The organism is Amorphoplanes friuliensis DSM 7358, from assembly GCF_000494755.1.
Taxonomy (GTDB): domain Bacteria; phylum Actinomycetota; class Actinomycetes; order Mycobacteriales; family Micromonosporaceae; genus Actinoplanes; species Actinoplanes friuliensis.
Genome location: NC_022657.1, coordinates 5,860,366 through 5,881,837, shown reverse-complemented (window position 1 = coordinate 5,881,837; position 21,472 = coordinate 5,860,366). Strand labels below are relative to the sequence as shown.

Annotated in this window: 18 protein-coding genes; 9 read left to right on the top strand and 9 right to left on the bottom strand. The window is 71.3% G+C overall.

Annotation, left to right across the window (positions count from 1 at the left end):
- Positions 1–14: 14 nt before the first annotated feature.
- The 4 genes from AFR_RS27230 to AFR_RS27215 all read right to left on the bottom strand — a co-directional run bounded on the left by AFR_RS27230 (position 15) and on the right by AFR_RS27215 (position 6,071).
- Positions 15–1,325, bottom strand: a complete 1,311-nt coding sequence (locus AFR_RS27230; protein WP_023560020.1) for a maltokinase N-terminal cap-like domain-containing protein — start codon at positions 1,323–1,325, stop codon at positions 15–17.
- Positions 1,322–3,097, bottom strand: a complete 1,776-nt coding sequence (treS, locus tag AFR_RS27225; RefSeq protein ID WP_023560019.1) for a maltose alpha-D-glucosyltransferase — start codon at positions 3,095–3,097, stop codon at positions 1,322–1,324. Before treS ends, AFR_RS27230 begins: the two co-directional genes overlap by 4 nt.
- 48 nt (positions 3,098–3,145) lie before the next feature.
- Complete coding sequence (locus tag AFR_RS27220; RefSeq protein ID WP_041842772.1) at positions 3,146–5,116, bottom strand: alpha-1,4-glucan--maltose-1-phosphate maltosyltransferase; 1,971 nt, start codon at positions 5,114–5,116, stop codon at positions 3,146–3,148.
- Between the two features lie 139 nt (positions 5,117–5,255).
- A complete protein-coding gene (locus AFR_RS27215) occupies positions 5,256–6,071 on the bottom strand; it encodes a spermidine synthase (RefSeq protein WP_023560017.1) in 816 nt (271 codons plus the stop codon).
- 93 nt (positions 6,072–6,164) lie between these two features.
- Here AFR_RS27215 and AFR_RS27210 point away from each other — a divergent pair, with 93 nt between their 5' ends.
- The 3 genes from AFR_RS27210 to AFR_RS43995 all read left to right on the top strand — a co-directional run bounded on the left by AFR_RS27210 (position 6,165) and on the right by AFR_RS43995 (position 8,297).
- Complete coding sequence (locus tag AFR_RS27210) at positions 6,165–6,731, top strand: hypothetical protein (RefSeq protein ID WP_023560016.1); 567 nt, start codon at positions 6,165–6,167, stop codon at positions 6,729–6,731.
- 152 nt (positions 6,732–6,883) lie between these two features.
- Positions 6,884–7,387 carry a sigma-70 family RNA polymerase sigma factor gene (locus tag AFR_RS27205; protein ID WP_023560015.1) on the top strand — a complete coding sequence of 168 codons (504 nt, stop codon included), beginning with the start codon at positions 6,884–6,886 and terminating at the stop codon, positions 7,385–7,387.
- On the top strand, positions 7,377–8,297 hold the full coding sequence (locus AFR_RS43995) for a hypothetical protein (protein WP_023560014.1): 921 nt from the start codon (positions 7,377–7,379) through the stop codon (positions 8,295–8,297). Before AFR_RS27205 ends, AFR_RS43995 begins: the two co-directional genes overlap by 11 nt.
- A gap of 72 nt (positions 8,298–8,369) precedes the next feature.
- Here the strand turns inward: AFR_RS43995 and AFR_RS27195 are convergent, their stop codons facing one another.
- Entirely contained in the window at positions 8,370–8,831 is a 462-nt protein-coding gene (locus AFR_RS27195) for a PPOX class F420-dependent oxidoreductase (RefSeq protein ID WP_023560013.1), read from the bottom strand.
- Between the two features lie 33 nt (positions 8,832–8,864).
- Positions 8,865–9,644 carry a polyphosphate--glucose phosphotransferase gene (gene ppgK, locus AFR_RS27190; RefSeq protein WP_023560012.1) on the bottom strand — a complete coding sequence of 260 codons (780 nt, stop codon included), beginning with the start codon at positions 9,642–9,644 and terminating at the stop codon, positions 8,865–8,867.
- Between the two features lie 218 nt (positions 9,645–9,862).
- On the opposite strand from ppgK, the gene AFR_RS48025 reads away from it, so the two are divergent.
- The 3 genes from AFR_RS48025 (at position 9,863) to AFR_RS27180 (ending at position 14,849) form a co-directional block, all read left to right on the top strand.
- Positions 9,863–11,467 carry a S8 family serine peptidase gene (locus AFR_RS48025; RefSeq protein WP_023560011.1) on the top strand — a complete coding sequence of 535 codons (1,605 nt, stop codon included), beginning with the start codon at positions 9,863–9,865 and terminating at the stop codon, positions 11,465–11,467.
- Positions 11,468–11,508: 41 nt separating this feature from the next.
- Positions 11,509–13,953 (top strand): putative bifunctional diguanylate cyclase/phosphodiesterase, encoded by a 2,445-nt coding sequence (locus tag AFR_RS48615; RefSeq protein WP_338012117.1) that lies wholly within the window; start codon positions 11,509–11,511, stop codon positions 13,951–13,953.
- 182 nt (positions 13,954–14,135) lie between these two features.
- Positions 14,136–14,849 carry an RNA polymerase sigma factor SigF gene (locus tag AFR_RS27180; protein WP_238547393.1) on the top strand — a complete coding sequence of 238 codons (714 nt, stop codon included), beginning with the start codon at positions 14,136–14,138 and terminating at the stop codon, positions 14,847–14,849.
- A 70-nt stretch (positions 14,850–14,919) separates the two neighbouring features.
- Here AFR_RS27180 and AFR_RS27175 read toward each other — a convergent pair whose 3' ends face one another.
- Complete coding sequence (locus AFR_RS27175; protein ID WP_023560008.1) at positions 14,920–15,489, bottom strand: general stress protein; 570 nt, start codon at positions 15,487–15,489, stop codon at positions 14,920–14,922.
- A 15-nt stretch (positions 15,490–15,504) separates the two neighbouring features.
- Entirely contained in the window at positions 15,505–16,455 is a 951-nt protein-coding gene (locus AFR_RS27170; RefSeq protein WP_023560007.1) for a phosphatase PAP2 family protein, read from the bottom strand.
- 239 nt (positions 16,456–16,694) lie between these two features.
- Here AFR_RS27170 and gsmA point away from each other — a divergent pair, with 239 nt between their 5' ends.
- Entirely contained in the window at positions 16,695–17,828 is a 1,134-nt protein-coding gene (gene gsmA, locus AFR_RS27165) for a sporangiospore maturation cell wall hydrolase GsmA (RefSeq protein ID WP_041842768.1), read from the top strand.
- 65 nt (positions 17,829–17,893) lie between these two features.
- A complete protein-coding gene (locus tag AFR_RS27160; RefSeq protein WP_238547140.1) occupies positions 17,894–20,218 on the top strand; it encodes an ATP-binding protein in 2,325 nt (774 codons plus the stop codon).
- On the opposite strand, the gene AFR_RS27155 is transcribed toward AFR_RS27160, so the two are convergent.
- Positions 20,151–20,516, bottom strand: a complete 366-nt coding sequence (locus AFR_RS27155; RefSeq protein WP_023560004.1) for a response regulator — start codon at positions 20,514–20,516, stop codon at positions 20,151–20,153. The genes AFR_RS27160 and AFR_RS27155 overlap by 68 nt on opposite strands.
- Before the next feature lie 149 nt (positions 20,517–20,665).
- On the opposite strand from AFR_RS27155, the gene AFR_RS27150 reads away from it, so the two are divergent.
- Positions 20,666–21,454 (top strand): aldo/keto reductase, encoded by a 789-nt coding sequence (locus tag AFR_RS27150; protein WP_052359824.1) that lies wholly within the window; start codon positions 20,666–20,668, stop codon positions 21,452–21,454.
- The last annotated feature ends 18 nt before the right edge of the window (positions 21,455–21,472 follow it).

Below are 21,472 nucleotides of genomic sequence, written 5' to 3'. Positions count from 1 at the left end.
TTCGGGGGTGGTCATCAGCCGACGAGCCGGGCGATCGACCGCAGCGGGATCCGCAGCCAGCCGGGCCGGTGCCGGGATTCGTACGCGGCCTCGTAGACCGCCTTGTCCAGCTCGTACGCCGCGAGCAACGCACCCTGCTCCCGCGGATCGTGCCCGGAAGCGGCCGCGTAGCCGTCGCAGAACGCGTCGCGGTTGCGGTCGACCCATTCGCGGGCCCGGCCGGCGAGGTGCTCGTCGTCGTCCTGGTCCACCAGCAACTGGTAGGCGGCGTACTCGTAACTGCGCAGGACGCCGGCGACGTCGCGCAGGGGTGAATCGGGCTGGCGCCGCTCGTCGAGGGGCTGGCCGGGCTCGCCCTCGAAGTCGATGAGCAGCCAGGCCGCGGGCACCCGCAGCACCTGGCCGAGGTGCAGGTCGCCGTGCACACGCTGCACGGTGATCTGCTCGCCCGTCAGCTTGCGGAAGCTCTCCTCGATCGCCGGGCCGTACGTGGCCAGCTCCGGCACCGCGGCGGTCGCCGAGGCGAGCCGGGCGATGACGGAGTCCACCGGGAACGGCGCCGGGCCCGAGCCGAGCTCGGCCGCCAGCGTCTGGTGCACGGAGGCGACGGCCTCGCCGAGGCGGTAGGACTCGCCCGCGAAGTCGCCACCGACCTCGTCGGCGCCCAGCTCGGCGTCGGCGAACAGGTCGCGGGCGCTGGCGGTGGCCATCGCCCAGCCCTCTGCGGAGTTCAGGGCGTACGCGGTGACCATGCCGAGGGGGTAGGGCTCGCCGTCCTGGGTGGTCTCGAACGAGCCGAGCAGCTTGGCCACGTGCGGGTTACCGGCCCGGCCGAGCACCCGGTTGAGCTCGATGTCGGGGCTGATGCCGCGGTCGACCCGGCGGAAGACCTTGAGGATGGCCTCCTGCTCGAAGATGACGCTGGTGTTGCTCTGCTCGGCGTCGAAGACCCGTGAGGCGTGCTCCAGCGGGAACGTCGCGTCCGGCTCGGACTGGAACACGATGTCCCCGACGGTGGCATCGGACGAGACCAGCGACAGCAGGTACGTCGCGGCGGCCGGGTCGTACAGGCCGTCGTAACCGGTGCGGTCGCCGTCCGTGCCGATCGTGGCGACCGAGCTGTACTCCGAGATCGGCCCCGAGTCCCAGGCCACGAGCACCTGGTACCGCTCGGAGCTGCCGTCGGTGTAGGACACGTCGAGCAGGACCAGATCGAGGTCGTCCTTGAGCGGCGTGGACGAGGCCTGCTTGACATCGTCCAGCGTCCGGCTGCGGCCCGCGTACCAGCGTTGCTGGGGGAGCCATTCGGCGTAGGGCAGCGTCATTGCTTCTCCTCGGACCCGCACAGCTGGAACCAGTAGAACCCGTGTCCCGGCAGCGTCAGCAGGTAGGGCAGCTGGCCGATGCGCGGGAAGTTCACGTGCCCGGTCAGCTCGACCGGCGTGTACCCGTTCCAGTGCTGCAGGTTCAGCTCGATGGGCTGGGGGAAGCGCGAGAGGTTGTTGACGCAGAGCACCACGTCGTCACCGTCCTCGCGCAGGAACGCCAGCACCGACGGGTTGGAGCCGCCGAGCTCGCGGAACGTGCCGGTCGCGAACGCGTCGTGGCGGCGCCGCACGGCCAGCATGGTCCGGGTCCAGTTCAGCAGCGACGTCGAGCTGTCGCGCTGGGCCTCCACGTTGACCGACTGGTACCCGTAGATCGGGTCCTGGTTGGCCGGCAGGTAGAGCCGTCCCGGGTTGGCGGTGGAGAAGCCCGCGTTGCGGTCGGGCGTCCACTGCATCGGGGTCCGCACACCGTCGCGGTCACCGAGCCAGATGTTGTCGCCCATGCCGATCTCGTCGCCGTAGTAGAGCACCGGCGAGCCGGGCAGCGACAGCAGCAGGGCGGTGAACAGCTCGATCTGGTTGCGGTCGTTCTCCAGCAGCGGGGCGAGCCGGCGGCGGATGCCGACGTTCGCCTTCATCCGCGGGTCTTTTGCGTATTCGGTGAACATGTAGTCGCGTTCTTCGTCCGTGACCATCTCGAGCGTGAGCTCGTCGTGGTTGCGCAGGAAGATGCCCCACTGGGCCATGTCCGGGATCGCCGGCGTCTGCGCCAGGATCTCGGAGATGGGGAAGCGCGACTCGCGCCGGACCGCCATGAAGATGCGCGGCATCAGCGGGAAGTGGAACGCCATGTGGCACTCGTCGCCACCGGTGTCGGCGTCACCGAAGTATTCGACGACGTCCGCCGGCCACTGGTTGGCCTCGGCCAGCAGCACCCGGCCCGGGAACTCGTCGTCGATCACCTTGCGGCAGTGCTTGAGGAACGCGTGGGTCTCGGGGAGGTTCTCGCAGTTGGTGCCCTCCCGCTCGAAGAGGTAGGGCACCGCGTCGAGGCGGAAACCGTCGATACCGAGGTCCAGCCAGAAGCGCAGGACGTCGATCATCGCTTCCTGGACGGCCGGGTTGTCGTAGTTCAGGTCCGGCTGGTGCGAGAAGAACCGGTGCCAGTAGAACTGCCGGCGTACCGGGTCGAACGTCCAGTTCGACTCCTCGGTGTCCACGAAGATGATCCGCGCGTCGGAGTACGGCTCGCTGGTGTCGCTCCACACGTAGTAGTCGCCGTACGGCCCCTCGGGGTCGCGCCGCGACTCCTGGAACCAGGCGTGCGAGTCGGACGTGTGGTTCATGACCAGGTCGGTGATGACCCGGATGCCACGCTTGTGCGCCGCGTCGAGCAGCGCCACGAAGTCCTCGACCGTGCCGAACTCGGGCAGCACCCGGTAGAAGTCGCGGATGTCGTAGCCGCCGTCGCGCAGCGGTGAGTCGTAGAACGGCGGCAGCCACAGGCAGTCGACGCCGAGCCACTGCAGATAGTCCAGCCGCTCGATGAGCCCGCGCAGATCGCCGGACCCGTCGGAACTGGAGTCGTAGAAGGCCCGGACCAGCACCTCGTAGAAAACGGCGCGTTTGAACCAGGTCCGGTCCGCCGGCAGCGTGCGGGCATGACCGAAGTCGTCGGCGGTGGGGTGTTCGACCACCCCGTCCTCGACGTGGCTGCCCTCCGCGGGATCGTGCTCGACGTTCTCGTCGAGTTCGCTCGTCAGGTCCATCAGACGTTCACCTACCCCACCCCGCAGGAACTGAATCGCTTGTGCCGCCTAGCGGCGGGGATGCACCACAAAAACGTGTGCCGGCTCGACGTACGGGTCGATCCGGACCGCGTTGTGCTGACCCCACTCGTACGTCGCCCCGCTGATCTGGTCGGTGACGGTGAACCGTTCGTGCCAGTCCAGGCCCAGCGTCGGCATGTCGAGTGTCGTGTTACCCCATTGCACGTTTGCCGAGTCGAACGAGCAGATCACCAGAACGGTGTTGCCTGTCTCCGGATCACGTTTCGACCAGCACAGCAGCGACGGGTTGTCGATCTCGTGGAATTCCAGGTTCCGGAGCCACTGCAGCGCCGGATTCTCGCGCCTGATCGCGTTCAATTTGGTGATGTACGGCGCCAGCGTGCGTCCGGTCCGCTCGGCACCGGCCCAGTCCCGCGGCTTGAGCTCGAACTTCTCGTTGTCGATGTACTCCTCGGCACCCGGCCGGTTCACGTGCTCGAAGAGCTCCAGCCCTGCATACATGCCCCACGACGGCGAGAGCATGCTTGCCAGCACCGTCCGGATCTTGAACATGGGCGGGCCGCCGTGCTGCAGCGACTCGTGCAGGATGTCCGGGGTGTTGGGCCAGAAGTTCGGCCGCATGTAGTCGAGGGACGCCTTGAGCTGGCCCATGTACTCACGCATCTCCCAGGCCGTGGTGCGCCAGGTGAAGTACGTGTAGGACTGGGTGAAGCCGATCTTGCCGAGCCCGCCCATCATGGCCGGCCGCGTGAACGCCTCGGCCAGGAACAGCACGTCCGGGTCGACGGCCTTGATCTTGGAGATCAGCCACTGCCAGAAGTTGAGCGTCTTGGTGTGCGGGTTGTCGACGCGGAAGATCTTGACGCCGTTCTCCACCCAGTGCAGGACGATCCGCAGGACCTCCTCGCGCAGACCCTTGGGGTCGTTGTCGAAGTTGATCGGGTAGATGTCCTGGTATTTCTTGGGCGGGTTCTCGGCGTACGCGATGGTGCCGTCGGCGCGCGTGGTGAACCACTCGGGGTGCGTCTTGACCCACGGGTGGTCGGGCGCGGCCTGCAGGGCCAAGTCCATCGCGATCTCGAGGCCGTTGGCGTGGGCGACGCCGATGAAGTCGCGGAAGTCCTCCAGCGTGCCCAGCAGCGGGTTGATCGCGTCGTGGCCGCCCTCGTCGGAGCCGATCGCCCACGGTGAGCCGACGTCGATGCCCGGCCGGGCCACCAGCGTGTTGTTGCGGCCCTTGCGGTTGATCTTGCCGATCGGGTGGATCGGCGGCAGGTAGAGCACGTCGAAGCCCATCGCCGCCACGGCCGGGATGCGCTCGGAGGCGGTCTTGAACGTGCCGTGCTTGATCGGCGTCGCGTCCGGGCCGATCTCCGCACCCTCGGAGCGCGGGAAGAACTCGTACCAGGAGGAGTAGAGCGCCCGCTGCCGGTCGACCCAGATCACGTACGAGCGGGTGGTGGTCACCAGCTGGCGGACCGGGTGCTGCCAGAGCAGCTCCTCGAGGTCCAGCGCGGGCGAGACGCGGGAGAACAGCGAGCGGTCCTCGTCGCGCAGCGCGGCGGCGGCGGCGCGGACCCGCTCCTCCTCGGCCTGCGGCACGATCTTGGACGCGAGGTCGAGCACGTCGGCGCCCTCGGCCAGGTCGTTGGCCAGGTCCTCCAGGCCCTGCCCGGCGCCGATCTTCTTGGTGACCGCGTTGCGCCAGGTCAGGTACGGGTCGTCGAAGGCCTCGACGGTGAACGTCCAGCGGCCGACCCGGTCCGGCTTGATCACCCCGTGCCACTGGTCGAGGCCGGGCTCGCCGGGGACGAGCCGGGTGAACGGCTCGGCCTCGCCGTGCGGGCCCTGCCATACCACGTTCACACCGAGCGAGTGGTGGCCTTCCCGATAGGACACCGCGGAAATGGGGACGAGCTCGCCGACCACCGCCTTCGCGGGGTAGCGGCCACAGGACACCGATGGCGTCACATCTTCGATGGGAAAGCGACCGGTCATGATCTCCACCGTAGTCAGAAAGCGCGGGGGCAGGCATGGCGACGGGCGATTTACGGCAGCCGTCGACCCTTGATTTCTCCGGTATGGAGCAACCGCAAACGGCCGCGCACCCGGTGTCGTTCAACCTACCGGAGAGCGCTCAGCCCAGCCCGTCGAGGCGCGCCCTGGCACCGGCCAGGAAAGCGTTCAATTCAGCGCCGTACCAGACGTGTGCCGGTTCTGTGTCACGGGCGACCGAGCGGGTGATCCTTTCGACGTTCAGGACGCCGGGCCGGTGGGTGGCGGCGAGCACCACGTTGCCGGCCTTGCGCCCGCGCAGCATGCCCGGCGGGGCGATCAGCGCGACGTCACCGAAGGCGGCACGCAGGGTCGCCGCCTGGATCCGCGAGTAGGACAGCGGCGGCACGTCGGTCAGGTTCATCGCGAGCACGCCACCGGGTCTGAGCAGGTGCGCGGTCGACTTCGCGAAGCCCACTCCGGCCACGCTCGCCGGCATGGCCGCGCCCTCGAACACGTCGACCACGATCACGTCGTACCCGTGCTGCGGTCCGGAATCGGTGAACTCGCGGGCATCACCGACCACGACCTCGACGGAGGCCGGCCAGGGCAGTGACCGCGAGACCAGGGCGAGCAGCAGGCCGTCGCGCTCCACCACGGTCTGCTCGGACCCGGGCCGCGTCGCCTCCACCCACCGCGCCAGCGTCAGCCCGCCACCTCCCAGATGCAAAACCTTCACCGGTACGCCCGCAGGCGCCGACAACCGCACCACGGTCGCCAGCCGGCGCACGTACTCGAACGCGAGGAAGGTGGGATCACCCAGGTCGACGTACGACTGCGGCACGCCGTCGACCAGCAGCGTCCAGCCCCGCTCCCGGCTGTGGTCCGGTTCGAGCGAGGCCGTCCCGGAGGCGACGCGCGTGAAGATCGTTGCGCGTCGGTTGCCGTGCGTTGCCATCGGGGCGAGGCTACTCAAGCAGGCCTGTCCGCCGCCGAGAGGTAGCGGTGACGCACCCCGGCGTGGGGTGCGCACCGAACCCTGGGGGCTCACATGGCCGGACCGTCCACCGCGCTGTCGCCGGTCATCGCGGCAAGCACGCACTGGCTGATCCGTGCCTACCCGTCCAGCGGCGCCGACCGGGCCGCCGACACCCTGGCCGAGCTCCAGGCCCGGCAGGCCGTCACCGTCGCGGCCTGGCTGCGCTACCCGACGCCGGTGGACGCCGAGCTGGTCGCCATGGCCGGTCCCGGCGGCTCCGCGGTGCTCGACTGGAAGGCCGGCAGCGAGCCCGACGACGAGATGGCCGAGGACGAGGGCTGGCGTACCTGGGTGGACGAGGTCGTGGTCAGCTGGGCCGCGTGCCTGCTGGCCGACCCTCTCCTGGCGGCGCGCGCCGTCGACTCGGTCGCCGCTGTCGTACCGATCAACGACGACCGGCCCCGCCCGCGCCCGCGCCGGGCCGGTGACCTGCCCACGGAGTTCCGCCGGCTGACCGCGCCGGACTCCCGTGACCTCGAGGCAGCCGCCCTGCTGCGCCACCCGGATCTGCTCGAGACCGTGGCTGACCTGCACCGCGACGACCTGCTCTACCTGCTGCCGAGCTCGATGGCAGCCTGACCGACCCTCCGCGCGGCCGGGGCGCAGCGGACCTCTCCCGGGGGTCCGCTGCGCCCCGTTCCGTCTTTCCGCGAGAAAGTTGTCGATGTCCGCAGCAAATCCGCGAGCGCACCCGTTTCGCTGATATCAGGGCCGACAGCGGGGGGACAGGGATGCGCGATGCGCATGGATTCGACGAGTTCTACCGGGACACGTCACTACGGATGGTGCGGTACGGCCTGGCATTGACCGGCGATCTCGCCGAGGCGCAGGACATCGTGCAGGAGGCCTACACGCGGGCCTGGCGGCACTGGCGGACGGTGGCGGCACACCCGGCCCCGGAGGGCTGGATGCGGCTGGCGATCTCCCGCCTGGCGACCGACCGGTGGCGCCGGCTCAGCGGCTGGCGGGCCGCCCTGACCAGGACCGGTCCACCGGAGCCGGCCCCGCCACCCAGCGAGGACACCGTGATGCTCACCGCGGCGCTGCGGCAGTTGCCCGCCAATCTGCGGCAGGCCGTCGCTCTGCACTACCTCTTCGACATGTCCGTGGCACAGATCGCGGCGGAGACCGGTGCTGCCACGGGCACGGTCACGTCCTGGCTGCACCGGGGCCGTACCGAGCTCGCCGCCATCCTCAACGCGGGACGTCCCCTGGAGGTGCACGATGCCGAATGATCTCGAGAGCGCCTTCGCGGCGCTGTCCGACGACGCCGCCCGGGCCCGGCTGGCCCCCGCGGCCAGCCTGCGCCGCCGCTCCGACCGCCGGGTCGTGACACGCTCGCTGGCCGGTGTCGCCGCGGCCGCCGTCCTGGTGGCGGGCGTGACCGTCGGCGCCCGGCTGGTCCTGGCCGACGAGGCCCTGCCGCCTCTGCCTCCCGCGCAGAGCACCGCCCCGACGGTCGCACCGTCGCCGGCGCCGTCCCTCTCACCGTCGGCGACACCCTCGTCACCACCGCCGAGCAGCCCGTCCTCGCCACCGCCGTCGTCGCCGCCGGAGACCGAGGAGCCGTCGATCCCCAAGTCGATCCCGGCACGGGCGTTCCTGACGCGCTCGGACGCCAACGTTGCTCAGCTCTACCGCTCCGACAGTGCGCACGGGTCGCCGGACCTCTGCTCGGCGGCGAGTTACCCGAGCGACAGCAAGGACGGCGTTCGCGGTACGTCGAACATCGTCTACCGCAACCCCGGTGACGGCGAGGACTACACGCCTGTGGGTCAGGTCGCCGACACGGTGGTGGTCTATCGCGGCGACGGCGCCGAGGAGTTCATGGACGAGCTCCGGGCGGCGGTCCGCAACTGTCCCGAGGGCAAGCGGGACAACCTGACCTACAAGTACCGCTCGCTGGGCTCGGTCGGCGTCGGGGACGAGTCGGTGCTGATCCAGGGCTCGACGCCGGCCCGCGGCGACAACGGTGAACTCGAGAGCGACGGGTCCACCTACAAGATCTACTTTGCGGCGGTCCGCGTCGGTGACTCGGTCGCCCTGGTGGAGAACACCGGCTACGAATCGATCTCCGCCGAGCGTCCGGTGGCGGAGAGCTTCGCCCGCAAGGCCGCCCAGCGGCTGGAGAACTGGCGGAGCTGACATCTCGCGCGAAGCGCGGCAGAGACAACCGGCGGCAGGTGACCACGGGGGGACACCTGCCGCCGGTGCCGTTCAGGCCAGGCGCGCGGGGAAGCCGCCGGTGGCGACGGGCCCCCAGCGCTCGATCGTCACGCGGATCAGGGACTTGCCCTGGTCACGCATCGCCTGGCGGTACTCGTCCCAGTCCGGGTGCTCGCCCGAGATCACCCGGAAGTACTCGACCAGCGGCTCGACCGAGTCCGGCGGGTCGATGACCTCGGCGACACCGTCGACCTGCACCCAGGCGCCGCCGAAGGTGTCCGAGAGCACGCAGACGCTGACCCGCGGGTCGCGGCGGATGTTCGCCACCTTGGCCCGCTCCGGGTAGGTGGAGATCACGATGCGGCCCTCGGTGTCGACGCCGCAGGTGTTGGGTGACGCCTGCGGGCGGCCGTCCTTGCGGGTGGTCATCAGGATCGCCTGGTGCCGGGGCCGGAGGAACTCGAGCAGCTCCTCCCGGCCGACCGGGGTGTTCGTCGCGACGGTGCGGGCCATTGACTCTCCTCAGCTCTGGTTGCCGGCGCCGACTCAGCTCTGGTTGCCGGCGTCGACCGCGATGGCGCCGGGGTGGCCGTGGGCCTGCTCGGCCGTGACGGCGGCGCCGATGATGCCGGCGTTGTTGAGCAGGGTGGCCGGCACGATCGGGGTCCGGATCTCGATCAGCGGCAGCCAGCGGTCGGACTTCTTGCTGACCCCGCCGCCGACGATGAACAGCCGCGGCGAGAGCAGCATCTCGACGTGCCGCAGGTACTCCTGCACCCGGCCCGCCCACTTCTCCCAGCTCAGGTCGTCCTGCTCGCGGGCCCGGTCGGAGGCGCGCAGCTCGGCGTCCTTGCCGTCCAGCTCCAGGTGGCCGAACTCGGTGTTCGGGATCAGGACGCCGTCGAGGAACAGGGCGCTGCCGATGCCCGTACCGAAGGTCAGCATCATCGTCAGGCCGGGCTGGTCCTTGCCCGCGCCGAAGGCGACCTCGGCCACACCCGCGGCGTCGGCGTCGTTGAGCACGGACACGGGGACGCCGAGCCGCTCGGTGAACAGCTGCGCCGCCGGTGCGTCGATCCACGACTTGTCGACGTTCGCGGCCGTCCGCGTGACACCCTCGACGACCACGCCGGGGAAGGTCACGCCGACCCGGTCGTACCCCTCGAACTGCGCGGCCACCTGCGCGACCGCCTCCACGACGCTGCCGACGTCGGACGGCTGCGGGGTCGGCACCCGGAACCGCTCGGCCAGCAACTGACCGCCCACCGTGTCGACCGGTGCCCCTTTCACGCCGGAACCGCCGATGTCGATGCCCAGGATGGCCATGCCAGTACTCCGTCTCCGGTGCGTTTCCGATGGGTGTACCCACACCCACCCGGAACCGAATCGTGCCATCACCCTCGTTCTGCGCTCCAACCGGTGACCACCACCACGACGATTTTGATCAGATCCGGCGGCGTCCGGCCGATGAGGCGGCTGTACCGGGCACCGAGTCCCACGGGCGACCCCCCGCCCCGTGGGCCCGGAGTCATCGAAGGAGAGCCATGCGGACACCTCCCCTGGCAGCAGCGGCGCTGAGCGCCGTGCTGGGCGCCACCCTGGGCGCCTCCGTGCTCGTGGCGGCCTCACCGGCCTCGGCCGACCCCGGTCCGCCGCCGGCGCCGGCGCCGCCGGGCAGCGGCTGGCTGAACCAGGCCGGCACGACGCTGCTGAACACGGTCATCAAGGGCGCGGGCGGTGACAAGGCCGACAAGGACGACCCCGACGACGGCGACAGCAGGACCGGGGCGGCCCTCACCGGCGCGGGGATCGGCGTCGCGCTGATCGACTCCGGTGTCTCGCCGGTGCCGGGTCTCAACGGTCGCGGCAAGGTGATCAACGGCCCCGATCTGTCCTTCGAGTCCCAGGCGCCCAACCTGCGCTATCTGGACACTTTCGGTCACGGCACCCACATGGCCGGCATCATCGCCGGTCAGGACCCGGCCACGGTGGTGGCGGGGTCGCGTTTCAAGGGTGTGGCGCCCGGCGCGCACATCGTCAACGTCAAGGTCGCCTCGGCCGACGGCGCCAGCGACGTCTCGCAGGTGATCGCCGGCATCGACTGGGTGGTCGCCCACCGCAACGACAAGGGACTCAACATCAAGGTCCTCAACCTCTCGTACGGCACGGAGTCGGCCCAGGCGGCGACCCTCGACCCGCTCGCGTACGCGGTCGAGAAGGCCTGGGAGGCGGGAATCGTGGTGGTCGTGGCGGCGGGCAACGACGGCTTCGGCGCGAACGCGGTGACGATGCCGGCCGCCGACCCGGACGTGATCGCGGTCGGCGCGGCGGATCCCCGGGGCACCGACACGCGGACCGACGACACGGTCGCCTCCTTCACCAACCGCGGCAACGCGTCACGGCACCCGGACGTGCTCGCCGCCGGCAGTTCGGTGGTCTCGCTGCGCAGCCCGGGCTCGTACATCGACCGCACGTACCCGACCGCGCGGTTGAGCACGACCCTCGACCCGGGCCAGCGCTTCCTGCGCGGCAGCGGGACGTCGCAGGCCGCCGCGGTGGTCTCCGGTTCCGCGGCTCTGCTGCTCGAGCAGCGGCCGGGCCTCAAGCCCGACGCCGTCAAGCAACTGCTGATGAGCACGGCCGACCCGATCGCAGGCGGCGACGCCTACGCGGCCGGTTCCGGGCAGATCAACATCGCCCGGGCTGCCCGGACAAAAACCGCCAACGGCTTCAAGCAGCTCAACCTGGCCGCGACCGGCCTCGGCACGCTGGAGGCGTCCCGCGGCGGCGCGTACGTCTACGACTCCGTCACGGGTACGCCCCTGACCGGGGAGAAGGACATCTTCGGCCGGGCCTGGAACGCCCTGAGCTGGGCAGTCGCGTCCGGCCGGCAGAAGAGCTGGAACGGTGGCACCTGGAACGGGTCCACCTGGACCGGGACGGCCTGGGGAGCGGCGGTGGCCGGCGAGCAGACGTGGGCGCCGTCGACGTGGACCGGCCGCTCGTGGGCGGGCTCGCAGTGGGCCGGCCGCAGCTGGTCGGGTGCCACCTGGAGCGGGCGCAGCTGGTCCGCGCAGACCTGGACGGGACGGTCCTGGAGCGGGCGGAGCTGGTCCGCGGCCGGCTGGACCGGGGAGCCGTGGCAGTAACCGGCCGCAGGCGGCGGCTGCACCCGCGGCTCGCGGTGGGGATGCTCACCGTGGCCATGGGTGTGGCCTCGGCCGCCGTGGCGTTCCTGCTGGCCGGACAGGGTTTCTTCGCGTTCGCGCTGAACCCGGGGTGGCTCGCCGGTCTCGCGGTGCTGTTCTTCGTCACCGAGGGCCTCACCGTGCACGTCCGGGTGCGCCGCGGCGCGCACGGCATCAACGTCTCCGAGATCCCGATGGTCGGCGGGCTGCTCGCGTTCGACCCCGTCACGGTCATCGTGGTCCGGGCGCTGGCCGGCGGTGCCGGCATCCTGGTCCTGCGCCGCCAGCGCGGCCAGAAGCTGGCCTTCAACGTCGCCCTGCTCGCGGTCCAGGCCAGTGTCGGTGGGCTCGTCTTCCACACCATCGCACCGCGGGCGCTGGGCACCACGGTCCACGGCCTCGACCCGCGGGACTGGCTGGCCACGTACGCGGCCATGATCAGCGCCGACGTGGTGGCCGCCGTGCTGCTGACCGCCGTCATCGCCGTGCACGACGATCCGGGGGAGTGGCGGAGGCTCCCGGCCGCGCTGCGCAGCACCTGGGTCGTCGTCGTGACCACCACGGTCGCCATGATCAGCTTCCTGGCGGTCGTCGAGGCGCGGTGGGCCCTCGCGCTGGTGGGCATCGTGATCGTCGTGCTGTTCCTGGCCTACCGGGCGTACGTCGCCCTCGGTGACGGCAACGCCGAGGTCGAGCAGCTCTACGCCTTCACCCGGGCGCTGGACGGCGCCCGGGGCATCGACGAGCTGGTCGAGGTCGTGCTGGACCAGGCCCGCGACGTCCTGCGGGCCGGGACGGCGGAGCTGGTCGTGGCCCATGGCACCGAGCTGCGGCACACCCGCCTGGACGGCCTGTCCGGCCGCGTGACGGCGACCCTGGGACGCGACGACGACTGGCTGCGCCCGGCCCTGCTCGGCAGCCCGGTGCTGCGCCCGGAGGAGGCCGGCGGTGAGGCCATGGCCGTGCCGGTGGCGTTCGGCGGCACCCGCGGTGTCCTCGTCGTGACGGACAGCCTCGCCGACGCCGGCGGGTTCTCCGAGGCCAAGCTGCGGCTCTTCGAAGCCCTGGCCAACCACGCGGGTGCCGCCCTCGGCCGGGCCGACCTGGTCGACCGGCTGCGCCGCGAGGCCACCGAGAAGGAACACCTCGCCCTGCACGACACCCTCTCCGGGCTGCCCAACCGCAGGTACTTCCACGAGCTGCTCGACGCCGAGCTGGCCACCGCCCGCGAGCAGGGCACCGGCGTCGCCGTCCTGGTCCTCGACCTGGACCGGTTCAAGGAGATCAACGACGCGCTCGGCCACGAGACCGGCGACGCCCTGCTGCGTGAGGTCGGCGAACGGCTGCGCGGCCACCTGGACGGCCGCGGCCGGGTCGCCCGGCTCGGCGGTGACGAGTTCGCGGTGCTGCTGGCGACCGACGGCACCGCGGAGGCGGCCCTGGCCGTCGCGGCGCAGGTGGCCGAGGTCGTCGAGCGGCCCATCCTGCTCGGCCCGCTCACGCTGGCCGCCCGCGCGAGTGTCGGTGTCGCGTCCGCCCCGCTGCACGGCGACGACTCCCAGACCCTGACCCGCCACGCCGACGTCGCGATGTACGCCGCCAAGGACAGCAACGGCCTGCGCCTCTACGACAGCGAGCTCGACACCAACAGCCCGGAACGGCTGGCCCTGATCGCCGACCTGCGCCGGGCCGTGGAGCGCCGGGAGCTGGAGGTCGCCTACCAGCCCAAGGTCGACCCGCGGACCGGGCAGGTCGTCGGCGCGGAGGCCCTCGCCCGCTGGCGCCACCCCGAGCGCGGCCCGATCCCGCCCGATGTCTTCATCCCGCTCGCCGAGCACAGCGGCCTGGTCTGGCCGCTGACCCTGCACGTGCTGGAGCTGGCGTTGCGCCGCCGGGCCGACTGGGCCCGCGCCGGCCACGACCTGCACGTCGCGGTCAACCTCTCGCCGAACAGCCTGCTCGACGCGGCGCTGCCGGAGCTCGTGGCCCGGCTGCTGGCCGAGACCGGCAACCCCGCGCACGCGCTGACCCTGGAGATCACCGAGAGCACGATTCTCGCCGACCCGGCCGGCAGCCGCGCCACCCTCGACCGGCTGCACGCGCTGGGTGTGCAGCTGTCGATCGACGACTTCGGCACCGGGTACTCCTCGCTGGGCCGGCTCCGGGAATTGCCGATCCACGAGGTGAAGATCGACAAGTCGTTCGTGCAGCGGATGGCCGTCGACCACCGGGACCGGGCCGTGGTGCGCTCGGCGGTGCAGCTCGGGCACGCGCTCGACATGCGGGTGGTCGCCGAGGGCGTCGAGGACGCCGACACCTACGCGTACCTCGCCGACGAGGGCTGCGACGTGGTCCAGGGCTACCTGTTGTCCCGGCCGCTTCCCCCGGAAGAGTTCAGTTCGTGGATGAATGCGCGGTCACGCAATGTCACTCATACTTACGGCTAGTCACGGCTGGTCCGCTCGGCTAGCGTGAAAACAAGTGAACGGTCGCCGCGTGCGGGCACGGCTCTCTGCCCGTTTGATGGAGGACCACCCAGATGACCACTGTTGTCCACAGATCAGCCCAGAGATCGATCACGGTGAGTGAAGCTTCCGCCCCCGGAAGCCCCGCCGAACTCCTCGACCGCATGGCCGCGACCCCGCCCGGGGCCCGCCGGCGCGCAGCCCGTGACCGGGCGATCGAGGCGTGGCTGCCGCTGGCCCGGCACCTCGCCCACCGCTACTCCGGCCGTGGTGAGCCCACCGACGACCTGATCCAGACCGCGACCGTCGGCCTGATCAAGGCCGTCGACAAGTTCGACCCCGAGCGCGGTGTCGACTTCGCCGGATACGCCATCCCCACCATCATCGGTGAGATCAAGCGCCACTTCCGCGACCGCACCTGGTCCGTACGCGTACCGCGCCGCCTGCAGGAACTGCGCCTGTCGATCACCGAGGCCAACAGCACCCTGACCCACACCCTGGGCCGCTCGCCGACCGTCGCCGACATCGCCGTGCACCTCGGCGTCACCGAGGAAGACGTCCTGGAAGGCCTCGAAGGCGCCCGCGCCTACAACGCCACCAGCCTGTCCACCCCGATCAGCGCCGACGGCACCACCGAGCTCGGCGACACCCTCGGCGGCGAGGACCACGAGTTCGAACTGGCCGAGACCCGCGTCGCCCTGGGCCCCGCCCTGGCCCTGCTCGACGAGCGCGAGCAGAAGATCCTCACCCTGCGCTTCTACGGCAACCTGACCCAGTCGCAGATCGCCGACCAGGTCGGCATCTCCCAGATGCACGTCAGCCGCCTGCTCACCAAGGCCCTGACCAAGCTCCGCACCGAGCTCGCCAACTCCCTCTAGGCCACGAACGGCAAGAGCGCCGCCTCCCGGACCGGGAGGCGGCGCTTCTGTGTCTGCTGCGGAGCTGCTGTCAGCTGGCGCCGCTGTTCTGCCAGTTGAGGCGGGTGAGCAGCTGGCGGGCCTGCTCGGAGACCTCGGCGTCGACGACCACGGCGTACTGGCCGGCCTGCAGCGAGCTGCGCGAGGTGAAGTCACGCCGGCCGCCGGTCATCGCCTGGGCGATGGCGCCGAAGACGGCACCCCAGGCGGCACCGATGAGCAGGCCCAGGAAGATCAGGCCGAACCAGTTCGAGTTGCTGAAGATGCCGAAGAACAACCCGATGAACAGACCGAACCAGGCGCCGCTGGCCGCGCCGGCCATGGCGGCCCGGACCGTGGTCATCCGGCCCAGGACGTTCTCGACCAGGCGCAGGTCCGTGCCGATGATGCTGGTCCGCTGGACCGGGAACTGGTTGTCGGACAGGTAGTCGACGGCCTGCTGGGCCAGCGCGTAGTCCGGGTAGCTCGCGACGGACACGGTGGGCCCGGCCGGGGCGGCGGCCGCGGCGGGATCCGCCGCGGGGGTCACCGGGACGCCGGCGGGGCCGGCGGGGATGCCTGCGGCGGGGGCGGTGGGTGGGGTGTCGGAAGGGGTGGTCATGGCGGGAACTCCTCCTCAGTCGGCGGCCGGCGCCGGATGCGCGGCCGCCTTGGTCGTCACGGCGTCGCCCACCGGCTGATCGCCGGCCGCGAGCCGCACCCAGATCGCAAAGACCGCGGCGACGACCGCCGTGATGGCGGCGACACCGGCGGCGAAGGCGAACCGGCCGGAGACCAGGTCCGGCACGGCCCGCTCGGAGAGGACGACGGCGCCGATGCCCAGCAGGGCGGCCAGCGCGCTGAGCGCTCCCACGCCACCGAAGAGCAGCATGGCGAGCCGGTTGGGCCGGGCGGTGACGCCGGGGATCCGCGCCCGGCGGGCGCGGACCAGGGCCGACGCCCCGGCACCCCAGGCGAGCACGACGAACAGCGCCGCGACGGTGTCGCTCGGCCGGTGCCACTCGGCCCAGACGGTGGCGATGGCGATGATCGTGACGTACGCCGCGCCGATCAGCGCCACCGTGCCGCGGATCGCGAACGGCAGCACCAGGATCAGGGCGAACGCCACGGAGGCGGCCGCGGTGGTGTGGCCGCTGGGGAACGAGTTCGGCATCCCGGTGCCGTCGAGGTCCGGCCGGGGGAGCCGGCTCTTGAAGAGGCGGGTGCTCGCGTTGGCCCCGATGACCAGCAGACCGGCGGCCAGCGCCAGGTCGACACGGCGCCGGATGAAACCGATCGCCGCGGCGGCCACGCAGACCAGCACGAGGCTGGCCAGGGTGGTGCCGTTCAGCGTCCGGTCGAGCACTTCGACGACGCGGGGATGGTTCACGTCGGCGCCGCGCATCATCATCGTGTCGACGGTCTGCCCGAGAGGCGTCCGCACGCAGGCGAGGTAGACCCCGACGACGGCGGCGGCGGACAGCAGCGCGACAGCAGCATGTCCCAGCACGTGCCAGAAGCCGCGCCCGGCTCGGCGCTCCGCGGGCGCTGAGGTCTTCTTGGCGGGGCGGGATGCCAGGGCCGTCATCGGTGGGGATCCTCCTGAGCGTCACGGGTGGGCGGTTCCGCATTGCCCAGACGGCACGCGTCTCAAGCACACCTGCGGCGCGGATCATAGCCCCCTTCTGTGACGTCTGCCCCTTCCGTCACCGCCCGGCCCTACGGCAACTCGGATGCACCCGCTCGCTCCCTGGCCCCGCAACGGCGCGCCGGGACCTTCATGAGGACGCCGAGACACGGATGCCGGCCGCGATGAAGGGGACGTTCATGCTGCACACCGCCCGCCGACTGCTCACCGCGCCGCTGCTGCTGGCCGCGCTCGGTGCCGGGCTGGTCGTCGCACCCACAGCGGCCAGCGCCGCCGGGGTGTCCGCCACCATCAAGGTCGGCAGCACGCTCCAGGTGCGCTCCGCCCCCTCGCTGAGCGCCAAGATCGTCGGCACCGTGCGCAACAAGCAGAAGGTGACCGTCTCCTGCTTCGTCACCGGGCAGAAGGTCCGCGGCGCCGTGCGCACCACGACCGCCTGGGACCGCCTGAGCACCGGCAAGTACGTCTCGCACGGATACGTGAAGGCCTCCCGCTCGATCCCGCGCTGCGCGGTGAGCTCCCCGACCGCCGTGCCGAGCAAGACCAAGACCTCGGGCACCTCCCGGTACGTGATCGGCACCGTCAAGAGTGTCGACAGCAAGGTCAACCTGCGCTCGGGCCCGTCGACGGACTCGGCGGTCACCGGCACGGTCACCAACGGTACGAAGATCGACCTGACCTGCGCCGTCACCGGTTCGCTGGTCGACGGCACGGTCCGCTCGACCAACCAGTGGGACCGCACCCCGACGGGCAGTTTCATCTCGCACGCCTACGTCTACTCCGGCACGCTGCCGGTCTGCGCGGGTTCGACCACGCCGACGCCGTCGGTGACGCTCACGCCGGCGGAGTTCATCCGGGCCTCGGTGCCCGGTGCGCAGCGCGGCTGGCGTGAGTACGGCGTCCCGCCGTCGGTCACCATCGCCCAGGCCATCCTCGAGTCCGGCTGGGGCCGCAGCGGCCTGGCGTCGGTCGACCGGAACTACTTCGGCATCAAGTGCCAGAACGGCAGTTACGGCAAGCTGGCCAACGGCTGCCACGTCTACCGCACCAACGAGTGCACGAAGACCGGCACCTGCTTCTCCACCTCGGCGAGCTTCCGCACCTACGCCACGCAGTCGCACTCGTTCCGTGACCACGGCAACTTCCTGAAGGTCAACAGCCGGTACGCCGGCGCCTTCGAGCACACCAGGGACGCGAACAAGTTCATCTGGAAGGTGTGGAAGGCCGGGTACGCGACCGACCCGAACTACTACACCAAGGTCACCGGCATCATGGCCTCCTACGATCTGTACCAGTACGACACCTGGAAGTGAATCGTTCTCACCCCCGTCGGCGGAACCTCGTCGGCGGGGGTGATTTGCGTCTTATGCTCCCTTCAGTGAGGGGCGGCAGCACCGGACAACAGGCGACAGGGGCATGGCAGGGCCGATTTGTCGGCCCCCTGCTCGCTGCCAACGTGGTCGTGATCGGTCTGACGGCCACCCTGCTCACCGTGGGCGCCCTCCGCACGGGCCAGCGCGAGAGCGCCGCCCGGGTGATGGACCAGCGCACCTCGGTCGCCCGCGTGGCGGTCGCGGGGGAGGCCGGGCGCTACCGCGACCTGCTCCAGGCGGTCGCCGCCGGCCTCGGCACCAACGCCCGGCTGACCGCCGCCGACTTCGCCGCCGCCACGGCCCCGCTGGAGGGCGCCGGCCTGGTCGGTGCCACCTCCGTCGCGTACGTCGTGGCGACGCCGCCCGCGCGGATCGCCGCCACTCAGACCTTCTGGCGTGGCCGTGGCGCCGACGCACTGACTCTGGCGCCGCGCGGGCAGCACGCCGAGCACTACTTCTCGATCTTCCAGCGCAGCCTCAACAACGGCGGCCCGGCCATGACCGGCCTCGACGTCGCCGCGTCCCGCGAGGCGTCCTCGGCCCTGACCGAGGCCCGCCGGACCGGCCGGCCCACGATCTCCGACACGTACGTGCTGCTGCGCGACCGCAACATCCCCGTCGCCCAGCAGCAGCTGTCGTTCCTCTTCGCCGCCCCCGTCTACTCCCCGGCCGAGGACGCCGGAGGCCTGCCCGAGTTCCGCGGATGGGTCGCGCTCGGCCTGCACGGGCAGGACTTCCTCGGCGGTGTCCTCGGTGTCGCCAGCCAGGGGCTGCTCGACGGCGAGCTCTTCGCGACCAACGGCGACGGGCGCCGCGTCCTGGTGGCCGGGTACGACGCCCGGGGCCGGAGGGACCTGACCCGGCAGGCGACGTTCCCGGTCGCCGACCGCCAGTGGACGCTGCTGACCGGGGCCGACTCGCAGAACCTGCCCGGCGCGCGCAGCAGCATGCCGGCGATCGTGCTGATCGGCGGCATCCTGCTGTCGGCGATGCTCGCGTGCCTGGTCTGGATCCTGGCCACCGGCCGCTCCCGGGCGCGGGAGCAGGTGCTCGTCGCGACGGCCGAGCTGCGGACGGCCGAGGCGGAGAGCCGCCGCCAGGCCGGGCTGCTCGGCGCGATCATGTCCAGCCTCGGCGACGGCGTCGGTGTGGTCGACGAGAACGGCGCGTTCCTGCTGCACAACCCGGCGGCCCAGGCCCTGCTCGGTGTCAGCGACGACGTCGACGGCCCGGATTCCTGGCAGCAGCACTTCGGGTTGTTCCGCGCCGACGGCCGGACGCCGTTCCCGGTCGAGGAGATGCCGCTGGTGCGGGCGCTGCAGGGCGAGGCCTCCGACGGGGTCGAGATGCTCATCCGCAACGACCAGCGGCCCGACGGGATCCTGGTCAGCGTCGACGGGCGGCCCCTGGACGCCGGCGCGGCCGGGCGGCACGGCGCTGTCGCCGTCTTCCACGACATCACCGAGCTGCGCCGGTACGAGACCGACCTGGCCGTCTTCGCCGGTGTGGTGGCGCACGACCTCAAGGCGCCGCTGGCGGTCATCCGGGGGCACTGCGAGACCGCGGCCGACGAGCTGGCCGAGGCCCCGGAGGGACCCGAGGTCTTCGAGGCCCGCGCCGCCCTCGACCGGATCGCCAACGCGGTCGACCGGATGGCCGCGCTGATCGACACGCTGCTGGCCTACACGACCTCGCGGGACGCGCCGCTCAAGCTGACCGCGGTGCAGCTCGGGCCGCTGGTGGCCGACGTGGTCGAGCACCGCACCGAGCACCCGCGGCCCGGCGACAGCCCGCCGCCGGACTTCTATCTCGGGCCGCTGCCCGAGGTCCAGGCGGACCCGGCGATGCTGCGCCACGTCGTCGACAACCTGATCGGCAACGCGCTCAAGTACGTGCAGGTCGGCAAGAGTGCCCGGATCGACGTCACCGCCGCGGGCGGTCCGCCGGGCTGGACCCGGATCGAGATCGCCGACCGGGGCATCGGCATCCCGGACGACGACAAGCCCAACATCTTCGAGTCGTTCCACCGCGCCCGGACCGCCGCGGGGTACGCCGGCACCGGTCTCGGCCTGGCCATCTGCCGCCGCATCGTGGAACGCCACGGCGGCACGATCGGCGTCGCCGACAACCCCGGCGGGGGTACCCGCTTCACCTTCACGTTGCCGCTGGCCGCGCGTACCAGGAACGCTCTGGACCGGGCACTGGCCGAGCGCGCGGCAGCGGCGGGCTCGGTGCCGCCGGAGATCGCGGGGGTGGGGCCGATCAGGCCGGCCGAGGCGGAAGCAGCGCCGCCACGCACGCCAGAAGCTGGGCGGGCAGAAAAGGCTTGAGCAGGGTGGCGTTGGCGCCGACCGCGGCCGCCCGCTCGTCGCCCGGCAGCATCGACCCGCTGGCCAGCACCACCGGGATGTGCTGGAGCCCGGCGTCGGCCCGGATCGCCCGGCACAGGTCGAGCCCGTTCATCCGGGGCATGTCCACATCGGTGACGACCACGTCGGGCAGGTGTTTGCGGACCGCCTCGAGCGCGGCGGCACCGTCGCTGGCGACGACCACCTGATGCCCGGCACGCTCCAGGGCGCGCTGGAGCACAAAACGGATGTCATCGTGGTCCTCGGCGACGACGATCATGGAGCCCTCGGCTTTCGTTCTGCCGGAGGTCCGGCCGGAGAAGCTGTCGGAGTGATATCGAACGAGTCCGCCGGGTGGACACGGGCTCGGGCCGGTCTTCCTTGCACCGCGGCAAACATCCATGTCTGATCCGCGGTCGCGTGGGCAAGATGGAGGGCATGACGATTCCCTCCGTGACGCTGGGCGGCGTGGCCGAGATGCCGCTGCTCGGCTTCGGCACGTGGCAGATCCGCGGCGACGCCGCCTACGAGGCGGTCCGGGAGGCCCTCGAGGCCGGTTACCGCCACCTCGACACGGCCACCATGTACGGCAACGAGGCCGAGGTCGGCCGCGCGCTGCGGGACAGCGGTGTGCCCCGCGACGAGGTCTTCGTCACGACCAAGCTGCCGCCCGACCGGGCCGGCCGGGAGCGCGCCACGCTGGACCAGAGCCTGGCCGCGCTCGGGCTCGACGCCGTCGACCTGTGGCTGATCCACTGGCCGCCGAGCCGCGGGAAGTCGGTCGCGGTCTGGCGGGAGTTCCTGACGGCCCGCGAGGAGGGCCGTGTCCGGGCCGTCGGCGTGAGCAACTACGACCTCGGTGACATCGACGAGCTGATCGCCGAGACCGGTGAGAAGCCCGCGGTCAACCAGATCCGCTTCGGCCCGACGCTCTACGACGCCAAGCTGGTCGCCGGGCACCGGGAGCGCGGTGTGGTCGTCGAGGGGTATTCGCCGTTCAAGACCACGAACCTCCACGACCCGGTGCTCACCCGGATCGCCACCGCGCACGGCGTCGACCCGGCGCGGGTGGTGCTGCGCTGGCACGTCCAGCACGAGATCGTGGTCATCCCCAAGAGCGTGACACCCGAGCGCATCGCGACAAACGCCCAGCTCGATGGGTTCGTCCTGACAAATGAGGAGATGGCCGAGATCGACGCGCTGGCAGGGCGGCGGTAATCACGAGGCGGATCGCGG

Excerpts from the sequence above, each read along its gene's own strand:
- AFR_RS27230 (WP_023560020.1), bottom strand. The coding sequence starts at position 1,325 with ATGACGCTGCCCTACGCCGAATGGCTCCCCCAGCAACGCTGGTACGCG.
- treS (WP_023560019.1), bottom strand. The coding sequence starts at position 3,097 with ATGGACCTGACGAGCGAACTCGACGAGAACGTCGAGCACGATCCCGCG.
- AFR_RS27220 (WP_041842772.1), bottom strand. The coding sequence starts at position 5,116 with ATGACCGGTCGCTTTCCCATCGAAGATGTGACGCCATCGGTGTCCTGT.
- AFR_RS27215 (WP_023560017.1), bottom strand. The coding sequence starts at position 6,071 with ATGGCAACGCACGGCAACCGACGCGCAACGATCTTCACGCGCGTCGCC.
- AFR_RS27210 (WP_023560016.1), top strand. The coding sequence starts at position 6,165 with ATGGCCGGACCGTCCACCGCGCTGTCGCCGGTCATCGCGGCAAGCACG.
- AFR_RS27205 (WP_023560015.1), top strand. The coding sequence starts at position 6,884 with ATGCGCGATGCGCATGGATTCGACGAGTTCTACCGGGACACGTCACTA.
- AFR_RS43995 (WP_023560014.1), top strand. The coding sequence starts at position 7,377 with ATGCCGAATGATCTCGAGAGCGCCTTCGCGGCGCTGTCCGACGACGCC.
- AFR_RS27195 (WP_023560013.1), bottom strand. The coding sequence starts at position 8,831 with ATGGCCCGCACCGTCGCGACGAACACCCCGGTCGGCCGGGAGGAGCTG.
- ppgK (WP_023560012.1), bottom strand. The coding sequence starts at position 9,644 with ATGGCCATCCTGGGCATCGACATCGGCGGTTCCGGCGTGAAAGGGGCA.
- AFR_RS48025 (WP_023560011.1), top strand. The coding sequence starts at position 9,863 with ATGCGGACACCTCCCCTGGCAGCAGCGGCGCTGAGCGCCGTGCTGGGC.
- AFR_RS48615 (WP_338012117.1), top strand. The coding sequence starts at position 11,509 with ATGCTCACCGTGGCCATGGGTGTGGCCTCGGCCGCCGTGGCGTTCCTG.
- AFR_RS27180 (WP_238547393.1), top strand. The coding sequence starts at position 14,136 with ATGGCCGCGACCCCGCCCGGGGCCCGCCGGCGCGCAGCCCGTGACCGG.
- AFR_RS27175 (WP_023560008.1), bottom strand. The coding sequence starts at position 15,489 with ATGACCACCCCTTCCGACACCCCACCCACCGCCCCCGCCGCAGGCATC.
- AFR_RS27170 (WP_023560007.1), bottom strand. The coding sequence starts at position 16,455 with ATGACGGCCCTGGCATCCCGCCCCGCCAAGAAGACCTCAGCGCCCGCG.
- gsmA (WP_041842768.1), top strand. The coding sequence starts at position 16,695 with ATGCTGCACACCGCCCGCCGACTGCTCACCGCGCCGCTGCTGCTGGCC.
- AFR_RS27155 (WP_023560004.1), bottom strand. The coding sequence starts at position 20,516 with ATGATCGTCGTCGCCGAGGACCACGATGACATCCGTTTTGTGCTCCAG.
- AFR_RS27150 (WP_052359824.1), top strand. The coding sequence starts at position 20,666 with ATGGAGGGCATGACGATTCCCTCCGTGACGCTGGGCGGCGTGGCCGAG.